The organism is Telmatocola sphagniphila (genome assembly GCF_018398935.1).
Classification (GTDB): domain Bacteria; phylum Planctomycetota; class Planctomycetia; order Gemmatales; family Gemmataceae; genus Telmatocola; species Telmatocola sphagniphila.
In genome coordinates this window covers 1540527-1553609 of the sequence record NZ_CP074694.1, presented here as the reverse complement: position 1 = coordinate 1553609, position 13083 = coordinate 1540527, and the positions used below count along the sequence as shown (strand labels likewise).

11 protein-coding genes are annotated in these 13083 nt (G+C 49.8%); 5 read left to right on the top strand and 6 right to left on the bottom strand.

Features of this window, described 5'->3' with window-relative positions:
• The first annotated feature begins 20 nt into the window (after positions 1 to 20).
• The 4 genes from KIH39_RS06435 to KIH39_RS06420 all read left to right on the top strand — a co-directional run bounded on the left by KIH39_RS06435 (position 21) and on the right by KIH39_RS06420 (position 4584).
• Positions 21 to 539: a sigma-70 family RNA polymerase sigma factor gene (locus KIH39_RS06435; protein WP_213498446.1), complete on the top strand. Its 519-nt coding sequence runs from the start codon at positions 21 to 23 to the stop codon at positions 537 to 539.
• Positions 536 to 1480 carry a hypothetical protein gene (locus KIH39_RS06430; RefSeq protein ID WP_213498444.1) on the top strand — a complete coding sequence of 315 codons (945 nt, stop codon included), beginning with the start codon at positions 536 to 538 and terminating at the stop codon, positions 1478 to 1480. The genes KIH39_RS06435 and KIH39_RS06430 overlap by 4 nt, the downstream gene beginning before the upstream one ends.
• Positions 1481 to 1513: 33 nt before the next feature.
• Entirely contained in the window at positions 1514 to 3043 is a 1530-nt protein-coding gene (locus KIH39_RS06425) for a metallophosphoesterase family protein (protein WP_213498442.1), read from the top strand.
• A gap of 68 nt (positions 3044 to 3111) precedes the next feature.
• Positions 3112 to 4584, top strand: coding sequence for a metallophosphoesterase family protein (locus KIH39_RS06420; protein WP_213498440.1), 1473 nt, complete (start codon positions 3112 to 3114; stop codon positions 4582 to 4584).
• A gap of 31 nt (positions 4585 to 4615) precedes the next feature.
• Here KIH39_RS06420 and KIH39_RS06415 read toward each other — a convergent pair whose 3' ends face one another.
• From KIH39_RS06415 to KIH39_RS06390, 6 genes are all read right to left on the bottom strand, one after another.
• Complete coding sequence (locus KIH39_RS06415) at positions 4616 to 5530, bottom strand: dihydrodipicolinate synthase family protein (protein WP_213498437.1); 915 nt, start codon at positions 5528 to 5530, stop codon at positions 4616 to 4618.
• 5 nt (positions 5531 to 5535) lie between these two features.
• Positions 5536 to 6765 (bottom strand): MFS transporter, encoded by a 1230-nt coding sequence (locus tag KIH39_RS06410; RefSeq protein WP_213498436.1) that lies wholly within the window; start codon positions 6763 to 6765, stop codon positions 5536 to 5538.
• Between the two features lie 100 nt (positions 6766 to 6865).
• Entirely contained in the window at positions 6866 to 8530 is a 1665-nt protein-coding gene (locus KIH39_RS06405) for a serine/threonine-protein kinase (RefSeq protein WP_213498435.1), read from the bottom strand.
• Positions 8531 to 8637: 107 nt separating this feature from the next.
• Complete coding sequence (locus KIH39_RS06400) at positions 8638 to 9354, bottom strand: RNA polymerase sigma factor (protein WP_213498434.1); 717 nt, start codon at positions 9352 to 9354, stop codon at positions 8638 to 8640.
• Positions 9355 to 9427: 73 nt separating this feature from the next.
• On the bottom strand, positions 9428 to 10384 hold the full coding sequence (locus KIH39_RS06395; RefSeq protein ID WP_213498432.1) for a hypothetical protein: 957 nt from the start codon (positions 10382 to 10384) through the stop codon (positions 9428 to 9430).
• A gap of 56 nt (positions 10385 to 10440) precedes the next feature.
• Positions 10441 to 10992 carry an RNA polymerase sigma factor gene (locus KIH39_RS06390; RefSeq protein ID WP_213498431.1) on the bottom strand — a complete coding sequence of 184 codons (552 nt, stop codon included), beginning with the start codon at positions 10990 to 10992 and terminating at the stop codon, positions 10441 to 10443.
• A 141-nt stretch (positions 10993 to 11133) separates the two neighbouring features.
• Between KIH39_RS06390 and KIH39_RS06385 the strand changes: the two genes are divergently transcribed.
• Entirely contained in the window at positions 11134 to 13059 is a 1926-nt protein-coding gene (locus KIH39_RS06385; RefSeq protein ID WP_213498429.1) for a redoxin domain-containing protein, read from the top strand.
• The last annotated feature ends 24 nt before the right edge of the window (positions 13060 to 13083 follow it).

Below are 13083 nucleotides of genomic sequence, written 5' to 3'. Positions count from 1 at the left end.
GAATCCGCCGGGCGGGAAGAATGAATCAGAAATATCTAGAAGCGACGAAACTCTGGACTTTGGCCGTCCCAACTGTGTCGGCCTTCATCACTTCTCAAGTGAGAGATTTTCAGGATCGCGACGACCTCCTCCAGGAAATTGCCGTTGCCGTGTTGGAATCCTTCGAGAGATACGATCCCAAAGCTTCCTTCCTCGGTTGGTGTATTGGCATCGCTCGAAATCAAATCCACTTATATTTTCGGCGCAAGAACCGAGATCGATTAGCTTTCGATACGGAAACAGTCGATCGCATCGCGCAGGCTTTCGAAAATTCCTCGCTTAAAGAGAACGGCCTGGACTATCTGACGGAGTGCTACGAAAAACTCGACTCCAAAGCGAAGTCCCTTTGCAATTTTCGATACCAGCAGGATCTGAAGCCAGCCCAGATTAGTGATCAGATGGGAATGACACCGAATTTAGTGGCAAAGGCCTTGCAGCGAATCCGGGATCGACTCAGGGATTGCCTCGAACGCAAGAAAGCGGCCGAGGTGATCTTATGAGCGGAAGATATTCCTATCTGATTAACGGCCACCTGGATGGCTGCCTGAGCTCTGAGGAGGAATTTGAGCTGAATACCTGGTTGAAAGCGGACGAAGCACACATCGTACTTTTCGTGGAATCCGTTCAACTACACAACCGTCTACGTGAGGTGGTACGACCTCAAATGGCGATAGCTCCGCGAAATGGCCGTGACAACTCAACCTACCCCAACACTTGGGGCGGAGGAATGAGGAAGAAATTGGTGTACGCGGCTTGCGTGTGTTTGGCTTTTGCCCTATTTTTGGGGATCTATTTGATTCCAACATCCAGAAGTGCTGCTTCGGAATTAGAAAAATTAATTGAGAAATCGACCCTCCGAATCGATCGAACTTACGTCATTCGCAACTTGGATGAGGAGCCCGAGTCGGAGCAGGAGAACAGGCCTCCCATCGATCAGGCTAAACTCTACGTTCGCTATCCCGATCAATTCGTTCTGGAAAGAAAACAAACGGATGACAAATTATTCGTCACGGGTTGTGATGGAATGAGAAGTTGGTCCGCTCCGCCGAATCGAACGGTCCGAGTCAGCAAGGATCTTTCCCGATTTCGTGGTGGGGTTCCTGGCAATCAGCAGGGGATTCCGTTCGTGGATCTTCAGAAGGATCTTCAAAAAATAAAAGAGGCTTACAATCTTAAACTCTTGGCAAAAAACACCAAAGGTTGGCTGGGTCTGCATGCCGAGAAGAAGTCTCAGGAGTATCGAGGTCCGGCGGAAGTGGACTTATGGTATGACTCAAAAACTGGTCTGGTTTACCAGATGATTTTCAACGGCCTTCCCCGGGCTCGCGGAGGGCCGAGAAGTGTCTCGGTCGATCTAGTGGAACTAAAACAGTTGCCTCCGGATTTTTTCCATCATGAAAGCCACCACGAATCCAATCGTAAAGTTGTTGAAGACGACTGATACCGAACAAGATTTGGTAAGAAAGCGGCAGTTATGAATATTTACCCGAATCGACGTAAGTTCGTTGCAGCAATCTTATATCTGCTGAACTGGATCACGCTCGGCAAGTTATTCGCCCAGCAGCCGAAAAGCCCGGGGAAAAAGGGGAATAACGCAGGTTCGTATGTTCTGCCCTCCGCGCTTTCCAGCTACGACAGACTTTCGATAATTCTAGGACGTGTGACGGATCGATCCATCGTGGTTAGTGCTCTCAGCAAGGACAAAGCCGAAATCTATCTGGACTACGGATATTCCTCGGGCAAGTATACCCAGAAAACCAAGGTTTATTCGCTGGCTGCTCAGGAACCCCTTGAATTTACACTAGAAGAATTGAAACCTGATACAGAATACTTTTTTCGTGTTCAGTTGAGAAAGTCGGGCGAAAAAACTTATACTCCGCGTGACGAAAATCGTTTTCATACTCAGCGTGTCAAAGGAAGCACTTTCACGTTTGCCGTCCAAGGTGATTCGCATCCCGAAAGACCACAAATGTCTGAGCCCAACTTATATGCCCGAACCTTGCTCGAAGCCGCCCGCACCCAACCCGATTTTTACATCTGTATCGGCGATGATTTCAGTGTCGACAAAGTAAAAAATCATACTCCGGAGGGATTCGCGGAACCTTATACGCTCCAACGCCCCTTTCTGGGGCTGGTCGGGCAAACCGCACCCATCTATCTGGTAAACGGCAATCACGAGCAGGGCTCGTTGTTCAATTACAATCAAAAAGATGTTCGCCATGCCGTGGCCGTGGGCGTGCAAAAAGCGCGAAATAAATATTATCCCATGCCCGAACCCGATGCATTTTATAAAGGCAACTCGGAGCCCTTAAAGGAAATTGGGCTTCTCCGCGACTATTACTCCTGGACCTGGGGAGATGCACTGTTTGTCGTTCTCGATAACTACTGGCACTCGCCTACGCTGGTCGATAGCGGCTTCGCGGGAGGAACTGAGGGCAAAGAAGACAAAAAGTCCAAAGAGGGCGATTGGTGGGGAAAAACACTGGGAGACATGCAATATAAATGGTTCAAAAAAATACTAGAGGAGAGTACTGCCAAGTACAAATTTGTATTCGCGCATCACGTACTCGGTTCCGGACGGGGTGGAATAGATCAATGCGATCTTTTCGAATGGGGAGGCAAGAACAAACGGGGAGACTGGGAATTTAAACAGAAGCGGCCCGGATGGGAGATGCCGATCCATCAACTGATGGTGAAGCACAAAGTGACTATCTTCTTTCAGGGTCACGACCACCTTTATGCCAAGCAGGAAAAAGACGGAATCATTTACCAGGAGCTTCCGATGCCTTCGGATCACGGCTATGTCGCCTATAACGAAGATCGCTATAAGACGGGAGTTAAGCTTCCTAATTCAGGTTTTCTGAAAGTTACCGTTTCTCCCTCCGAAGTGAAAGTGGAGTACGTTCGAACCTATCTCCCTAAAGACGAAAGTGACAAGCGAAGATCAGGTGAGATTGCTCACAATTATCAAATCTCCTCTCGATCGGCTTCACAAAAAAGCTAACCAGTTTGCCGATTAAATTCTAGTTATTGTTAATTCCTGAAATGCTATTCCAAATGCCGGAAATGAACATGATTTATTTTGGACGATTGTTCGCGAGCTTGATTTTGTTGGTTCTGTTGCCCATTGCATTTGACGAGCAATCCATGCAATCCCTGGCTCAGAAAAAGCAAGGCGACAAGTCGGATCCAAAGCATATTTTTACTGGGCCAGCTCCAGTTCATCCCGTCGACATTCTACTTACTCGTCCCACTTCCAGGAGCATCACCTGCAGCATCCTTGCTTATAAAAATGCAGAAGGATTCATACGATATGGAACTGAAAGCGGCGGCTATACCGGGAAAACTGAAAGCAAGAAATTCTCTCCGGAGGATCCGGTCGAAATTATTCTAAAAGATCTGCAAGCGGATAAACAATACTTCTACAAGTTCTATTATCGAGAACCTGCGGTCTCTGAATATACTTCACTCCCGGAAGGCCGGTTTCACACTGCAAGATCTCGAGGGGAAGCATTCACTTTTACCATTCAATCCGACTCCCACCTCGATCAAGGAACTCGTATCGCCGTTTACGAGAAGACACTGGCGAATGTCCTGGCCGATAACCCCGATTTTCACATCGATGTGGGCGACACGTTTATGACGGATAAATATGAAAGGTTCAAGGATGCGCTCCCGCAATACTTCGCCCAGCGATACTATCTGGGACAGGTTGCAAATTCTGCAGCACTATTTTTGGTGTTGGGTAATCACGATGGTGAAAAATTAGATCGCTACGATGGAACATCCGACTGCATGTCTTCTTGGTCCTGTTTGACTAGAAAGAAATATTTTCCCAATCCCTATCCCGATGGATTCTATACAGGTAACAAAACGGAACTCAAATCAGTCGGCCGATTAGAAAATTATTACGCCTGGGAGTGGGGGGACGCATTATTTATCGCTCTGGATCCCTTCTGGAAAACCAATCAAAGGGGTCGGGGCAAAGATAGCAGTGGAAATTGGGGACGTACACTCGGCGAAGAACAATTCAAATGGTTGGAGAAAACTCTCTCGGCCTCCAAAGCCAAATACAAGTTCGTGTTTATACATCATCTTGTGGGGGGCCTGGATGAATCGGCTCGAGGGGGAAGCGAAGCCGCACTCCTTTACGAATGGGGAGGAAGATCCAAAGAGGGTCAGGACGAGTTTAAGCAAAAACGACCCGGATGGTCTACGCCGATTCATCAGTTGTTGCTGAAGTACAACGTCTCGGCCGTATTTCATGGACACGATCATTTCTACGCGAGACAGGAACTGGATAATATCCTTTATCTCATGGTCCCGCAGCCTGGTCACCCAGGATACGACAAGCTTCGGAATGCAGACGAGTATGGCTACATCCGGGGTACATTTTTACCACCTTCCGGACACCTCCGAGTAACCGTTACTCCCGAAAAAGCAAGTATAGAATATGTCAGGGCTTACGTTCCCAGCGCGGAGAGTAAAGATCGTAGAAACCGGGAGATCGCAGACGTCGTCAGAATCAAGCCTGTTGCTCATTAAAATTAAGTTGCTTTAGAAAGCGATAAGAACCTTACAAAGCGATCCAATCGTAAAATCCCAGAGTCTGCAAGGATAACTGAAGCGATCGCTTCTGAGTTTCTTCCAGATTTGTTAAGGGAAGGCGTACTCCTCCTAGATCGATTCCCAATTGGTTCATAGCAAATTTTGAAGCGGCCAGGTAGCCGTGTTGAATCATGAGATCGATGATCTGAACGGATCGATATTGTTCTGCCTGGGCGGATTTCAAATCTACTCTCTGAAAAGCGGACAGCAGACGGCGATAAATTGGAGCGGCCAAGTTATAACTACTCCCCACGCCGCCGATAGCTCCTACTGCAAGAGCTGAGAGAATGTACTCGTCTGTACCCCAGGGCATATCGAATTTACTATTAGCCAGATGCAGGCATTTCTGGTACTCCATCAGATCGGGATTGCTGAACTTGACGCCAGCGAGATTCGGTATCCGCACGGCGGCTTTCTCAAGATAGTCAGACATGGGAAAGTTAACGCCCGTCATGGAGGGAATATCGTAGAAGTAGAAAGGCAAGGCCGGCGAGGCGGCAGCTACTTCCGCCGAGCACTCGATAAGAGCCTGGAGCGATTTTGGTTTGAAGTAACTCGGGCTTATGGCAGCGATAGCATCCACATCCAAAGACTGTGCATGTGCTGCCAACTGGCGGGATTCCGTCAAACAGTTAGCGCCGACATGGACGATCAATTTGAGGTTAGTACCTCGCCGCACGGCACTCCAGCGCTCGGCCAGATCCATTCTTTCTTGGAGCGTTAGCGAATGACATTCTCCAGTAGTACCGCAGATGAACACTCCCGAAACTCCCGTCGCTTCCAGATGAGCCGCCTGTTTTTCAATAACCGAGAGATTGAGTTCGCCATTGGCCAAGAATGGAGTATGCGTAGCCGCAATAAATCCTGTGAGTTTACCTATCATAGGTTCTAAATCCGATCCGAATATTTTTCAGAGGGTTTGATCAGTAGGACCAAAACTACTGAAACAATGGCCAGACTCGCAAAGCTGCTGAAAATGATAGGAATTGGTACCTCTCTGTCTCGCAGCCATCCAAATCCCCAGTCGGCCAATCCACCGCAGCTAATGCTGACAAAATTCATAATGCCGTAGCCGGTGGCGCGAAGTTCCGGTCGTACGATTTGCGAAAGAATTGGCATATTATTGCAATCGAAAAAGCCCCAACCGAGCCCGAAGATAATCAGGAAGGCGATTGCCATCTGCAGGGAGCTGGAATTGCCCACACCGAAAATCGCCGGTACCAGGAGACTCGTTCCCAAAGCACTCGCGTAAATTCGTCCCTTAATCGACTTTCGATTCCAGCGATCGGCCAGCCAGCCACCTAGGAGTGCCCCCAAGATCGCGGCCATTTGCCAATAGAGTGTGGCGGAGACCCCCGCTTTTCCCTCACTAATCTCAAATTGCTTTTTCAATACGGCCGGCATCCAATCGCGCACGATCCACCCCGCCATCGCCGGCAAAGTAAAGTAGAAGACCAGTAGAATGAATGAGCGCAACTTTAGCAGTTCCGACAATGTTCCCAGAGGAGAGATGTGTTTCGGATTTCCCTGAGTCACCTCTCGTTGGTGGTCTTTCAAAAGGAGGAACAAGGGAAATGCATAGAGTATTCCGATAATTCCACAACTTTGGAAAGCGAGTCGCCAACCGAGTTGGGGATCAGATGCAACATACCCTCCGAAACCTCCAGCGATCACTCCGAGATAGATCGCCAGTTGATGGAAACCAACGGCCCGAGAACGGGTGTAACTGGGATGATATTCGGTTATGAGGGCGAGCGCTGAGGGAATGTAAAATGCTTCACTGACGCCCATCAAGGAACGGGCCCAGAGAAGTTCGTTATAAGTCTCCACCTGGCCAGTCCAGAACGTTACGAGCGACCAGGCAAATAGACTTCCGCATATCGTCAGTCGCCGACCAAAACGATCGGAAACAAAACCGCCAACGGGACTGAGAAATGCGTAAACCCACTTGAACTGACCGAGCATTAGGCCCCAGTTCGCCTGAGTTTCAATCGAAGGAATCGAAGTCATTACGGAAGCTTGCATGGAAGCAAGCATCTGCCGATCCAGATAGTTCAGCAGAGCCACCGGGATCAGCAATCCGACGATAAGCCAAGCCTGAGGGGAAGTGCTTCGCATTGCGATCCATCTTATGAACTCAATCAAGATATTCGCAATCAGATCGTAATGGTCTAACACGGAAAAAGGTCAAAGAACTATCAGCACGCGAATCGCGGTTCTAAGGATTACCTCCAGCCGAATTCTGAGGAGCCCGTTTCGCTTCGAAAAAAGCTTTCACCTCCGGCCTTGACAGCATTCTCAGGAGTTGAATGCCCAGGGGCAAACCCAGGCCGATTGCCGGGGTCAAAGGGAGCATGGCGATAAGGGGGGGAAGAATGCCGGGGGAGCGTGACCGGCTTAAAGCCCTGGCCGCCAGTAGAAGTGGCCCATTCGATAATACCAAAGCGAGAACGTAAAACTGGGGATGCTCCAGGAAGCAGGCGAGCATGAGGCCGCTCAAAAATGAAGCAAATGCCGTGTACTTCAGCCACTCGCTAGAGGATTTTAGAGCGGACTCAATCTGCTCCGGATTCCATAACGATATCGATGCCGGGTCGGCGATCATTAGAAATTTGCGCCGAACGAATCGGAGAAGATTCAGCCCCAGGAATACGAAACCGATGTTGAGAAAAAGCATAAAATACAGTTCCACATTGCTGCCATGCGGATGCAAAGCGGAAATGCACAATGTCGCCAAGAGCATGAAGAGCGAAAGTCCTGCTAACGGAAACCAGACCCATCGAAAGTAAGGATCCTCGATCTCATCGAGATCTTGAGCCAATCGAAGGATAGCGTTTCTCGGGCGAGAACCTCGCCAGAAATTTCTCGCTTTCGGGGATGGAGGAGGTGATTCGGGTTTCGGTTTGCTCGTTTCCGCACCAGGAGTATTAACAACCGATTCGACCTCCGTCTTCACGTCGCCGGCCTGCTGATAACGCTGAGAAGGCTCTTTTTCGAGGGCCCGCAAAACGATTTCGTCCAAGCGCACATCAATTTGAACTTTTTTGGAGGGTACCGGAAACCGGCCCAACGGCAATTCTCCCGTGAGTAATTCGTAGAACACGACGCCCAGAGAATAGATATCCGCCCGATGATCGATATCTTTGGCTCCTTCCATCTGCTCGGGAGACATATATTTGATCGTCCCCATGATCTGATAAGTCGCCGTCAGGTTCTCTTCGATGTGATCGCTGCCGAGCAGCTTTGCTAAGCCGAAATCGGCGATCTTCACGCGTCCCTTTTTGTCGATCAGAATATTTTCCGGCTTAATATCGCGGTGTACGATACCCTCATCGTGGGCAAATTGAAGCGCCTCGCAGATCGTGGGAACGATGGCTAGGACTTGTTTAGGGGTCAATGATTTATCTTTGAGCAACTGCCGCAGATTTGTACCTTCCACGTACTCCATCACAAAGTAGTAAAGGCCATTAATCTGTCCCGATTCATGTACCGAGACGATGTTGGGGTGGTTTAACCTTCCAAGGGCTCGGGCTTCTCGAGTGAATCGTTCGGCAAAGTTCGAACCCTGGGCCAGGTCGGGCGGTAGGACTTTGACCGCTACCAGTCGATCGAGCGATTTCTGACGCCCCTTGTAAACCGCGCCCATTCCTCCCGTCGCCAATAGCTCCAACATTTCTATCTGCGGAATAACGTCTTTCAGTTCTTCTGCCGTCGGAGGCACAAAGGTAGTTTTTGACGATGCAGCTACGGATGCAGTCGCATTGAGGGAAGCGGTTTGGGAAGGCTGCATTGCCATTCCAAGCAGACACTTGGGGCAAATACCGTTGGGAGCATCGGCGGGTATTTCAGAGCCACATTGCGGGCATATTTTCTGTTCGCTCATGACTTAGTATCCCTCAAAAAAAGCGATCCTGAGCTGACATAAAGCGAAATCAGGAAATTGTGACAGTATAATTTCCCAGTTTTTTTAAGCGGGGGGAAATCGGAGGCTCATGCGGAAAGCGCTTCAAAAAGTTTCAATATCTCGTCCTCGATATCTTCTTTGGCTGAAACGGTTTGCGCTACTTCTTCTCTCAGCAATTCCCGATACCGTTTTCGGAGTCGAGAGGCCGCCTGACGTGTGGCTTCGCTGGATATGCCTAACTGCTGGGCTGCCTGCTCGTACGATTCGGCGGCAAATCGGCCGGCTAAGAAAGGGCTTAGGATCTCGAATTCCGCTCCCTTCTTCCTGGTAAGTTGCTCTTTTTTTAGTCGTCGAACCACCAGTTCGAGAAGTTGAATCGCCCAAGCCCGGTCAAAAATTTTCTCCGGCGTCAATTGATGGGAAGGCTCCAATCCGAGCTTGGACTCACCCTCATTGACATCAAAGGAAAACAGTTTTCTTCCACCGCCTCGTTTTTCGGTGCGAGCCTTATCCCATTCGTTGCTTAAAAAATTTTGCATCGACGTCATAAGAAAGGATCGAAAACGGCCGCGTGAGGGCAGGGCATGTTCCAGAATCTGTTTCTGAATCAATCGGGTAAAAAAACTTTGGGTGGCATCCTCTGCCTGTTCGGTCGGCACACCTTTACGGCGTACGAAGACATAAAGAGGGTACCAATACCGTTCGCAGAGGAAAGAGAGAGCTTCTTCGTTCCCCGATTGATCTTTGGCACCGGCACGCAGAACCATGCTCCAGTGCGTCGATAAAAAATTGCTCTGCGACATGCCCATGTATTGTGGGGAAAGATCCGGATTGTTCCACAATCGCGCAGAGAATTTTGGATTTGAGCCAATGCAGTCAATTCTCGGGTGGAAATGCCTGTCCGAAATATTGGAGCATCAATTGGCGGCGCTGAATCGGATGGGTTCGGTCGCTGACCTTCGCTCCTTCCTCAATGTGGGTCTCGGCGACATAATCAGCCTCAGTGAGATCTTTAAAACCCAGGAATTCCATCCGCACTTCGGCCGTGTGACCTCCGGGCAAGATGCGAGTCGCCCTCAAAGAAACAATTCGATTTTGGGTTTCGTTAATCAGAAGAGTGACTTTGCGAACCCCAAAGATTCCCGGCACTCCACGCCGATTCGCTTCGATGGAACGCAAGCCATTTTCTTGTTTTTCTCCCCAGGAGAGGTCGAAATCGACGAGGACTTCGTCCAATAACGGCCGGAGTTCCAGACCAATCGTGTTGACGAGATTTCGCAGCGGTTTCGGTAGTTCGGTTTCCTCGAACCGAATCGCAGAATCTTTTCTCGGAGCCAGCCAGACCCGTCCTAGACCGTCCCGTCCCCAGACTCCGTGGCCTCCTAAACCAGGTTCGACGAGAAATCGAACACCCCGCGTCGAGATTTGCCGAATCACAGAATCCCCCAGATGAGGAAATAATTCCCTGGCGATAGGCGACAGTTCGACTTGCAACCGATACGACGCATCTTGCCCGACGGGTATCTCTTCCCGAATTTTTTCAACGAGTTGAGAAGGCGTAGCAGACACCGAATTTGTCGTTATCAAAACTGAACAGAGGAGGATGACCGATGCCACCAGACCGATCGAATAAGGCCAGCCCCTCCGTTTTCGAGAAGTCTTTTTCGTGTCTTCCACAGAAATTCGAGTTGAGTCGCTTTCAAGACGGCTATTAACTTGAGACCAGATCGTATCCACATCCACCTTAGAAGCTTCCCGATCCAGATGCTCCCGCAGGATACGATCCATATCGGAAGGGCCGTTTCGAAATTCATCCTGGGAGGGGTTAGACATAGTTTTTCTCGCTATCTTCGCTCAACCCACTTATTAACCCGATCGTTGAACTCCCGTTACAAGCTTTCGTTGGAGTCTTTCGCAAAAAGGTCCGGCAGGCGTTCCAACAGGGCCTTTCTGGCCCGATAAACCAGAACCCCGGCGTTAGTCGCCGATATTTCCAGCGTCGAAGCAATCTCCTCTTTAGACATTCCCAAAGCCCTTAACTCCACGGCGGCCCTCTGCATCGGATGCAGTTGCAGAAGTGCATCCCGGATGCGAGTTTGCGTCTCCTGATACTGAACGATTACCTCGGGCGGTAGGGCAGTGCGATCGGCAAGTGCCACGGGTTGGTCATCGCCCGATTTGATTCCATCCAGACTCAGCAAGTACTTTTTTCGGGTAGTTTGATTGATGCACAGGTTAGAAATGGAAGTGAAGAGGAGTTTCATCCCGTCGTTCTCAAGATCATAATGCTCAGATCGGCGAAGAAGCCGATAGAGGCACTCTTGAACGACATCCTCCGCCTGATTCTGATCCTGCAGCAAAGAACGAGCGTACACTATGGCGCGAGGGCTTACATTTCTTACCCAGGTCTCAAAGCGACGTTTATCCGCATCGCTCAGCATCGCTCACGCCCTGATGGAAAAATCTCTTAAGCAATTTTAGCAGGCGGATACACGGAAATTTACGAATTGCGTAACCGACCGCGAAGTTCCGGGTTGAAATAAGGTAAGCTATCCTGAGCTACAGACGTAAAGGGTAATTTCATGTCCAAGATAGTTGTCTTTCTGATCGTGTTTTTCGGTTCGGTTCACGGCGGCTTTGGCGCTGAGCTCTTACCGGAGAAGGTCACTTTCTCTGAACACATTGCACCACTAGTTTTTGAAAATTGCACTTCCTGTCATCGGCCGGGACAAGTCGCTCCGTTTTCGCTGTTAAATTACAGCGATACTCGTAAACATGGCAAAACCATGCTGCGAGTGGTTAAGGATCACTATATGCCACCATGGCAGCCCGACCGGGGCGAATATGCCTTCCGAAACGAAAGGCGACTTTCGGAAGACAAGATTGCCCTCTTTGAAAAGTGGGTGGAAACCGGCATGGCTGAGGGAGACCCCAAGAAAGTGCCCGAACTTCCCAAATTCGCAGTGGGCTGGCAGCTGGGTAAACCGGATTTAATAGTGAAGATGAGCCGTCCGTTTCAGGTTCCTTCGGAAGGACCTGATATCTATCAAAATTTCGTGATCCCCTTACCAATCCAAGAAGATAAATGGGTCACGGCGGTGGAATTCCGTGCCTCGGCTCCTGAGGTCGTTCATCACATTCTCTATTTCCTCGATAATTCCGGACGGGCTCGTGCGAAAGAGAAAACTACCGGGCAGCCGGGCTTTCAGGGAATGGGTTTTCGTCCCACGGGAAGTCTGGGTGGTTGGGCCGTGGGGGCCACACCCATTCGGCTTCCCGAAGGAATTGCCTATCCGCTGAAAAAAGGATCCGATCTGGTATTGCAGACACATTTTCACCTGGCCGGGAAAGCGGTGAATGAAGAGCTGACCGTCGGTCTTTTCTTCGCGAATAAACCTCCGGAACGAACGCTCGTGAACCTGGCTTTACCGCCCGCGTTCGGCATCTTTTCCAAGGTACAAATTCCTCCTGGCCAAACTTTGAAAGTAACCGATTCTTATAAATTGCCAGTGGATGTGGATGTTTTTGGCGCGGGTTCGCACGCTCACTATCTCGGCAAAACGATGAAAACCACTGCCAAGTTACCCGACGGCGAGGTAAAAACGCTCTTCTCGATCCACGATTGGGATTTCAACTGGCAGGGTCAATACATCTACAAGGATTTCATTCGGTTACCCAAGGGCACCGAAATTCGTGGGGAAGTCACCTGGGACAACACAGCGGAGAATCCACGAAATCCTTCCAGCCCGCCGATCGCTGTGGAATGGGGAGAAGGTTCGAAGGACGAAATGGGTCAGGTCAATCTGCTGATGGTGCCCGCCGAGGAAGCGAATAAGGATACTTTGCGAAATGGAGTTCGCAACCATGTCCTCCAGACCGGTTTGCGCTCCCGATTTCGCGGCGATGTGATCCATTGGGAGAAGTTGGGGATCGACCCACCGGCGTTCTGGAAAGACGCTTCACCTGGGCCGGGGCAGAAAAAAAACTCCGATCCGAAAAGCCAAGCATTCTTCGATCTGGATGGCAAGGAGCACAAACCTTTGCAAGTGGACAAAGGCAAAGCGAATGTGCTGATCTTTACGACGACGGATTGCCCGATCGCGAATAGCTACATCCCGGAAATCAACAAGATGGCTCAGGAATTTGACAATTCCAGCATCAAATTCTTTGCCATCCAAGTCGATCCGGAACTATCGGTAGAGGATGCGAAAAAGCATCAAAAGGCTTACGAGCTGAAAATTCCGGTGATCCGGGATACCGAGCACCGACTCGTCAAAGCTACTACTGTTACACATACACCCGAGGTAGCAGTGGTGATCCCGGATGGTACGATTGTTTACAAGGGACGAATCGATGATCGCTATCCCTCTATTGGCAAAAAACGATCTGCTCCCAATCAGCGAGATCTTTACGCCGTGCTGAGTTCGATAGCGAAAGGCGACAAGCCAACTGCGACTACGACGCCCGCCGTTGGTTGCTTCATCCCAGAATTGCCCGGTAATAAGTAGTTTGCAGCCCCTGGGATTAAACTT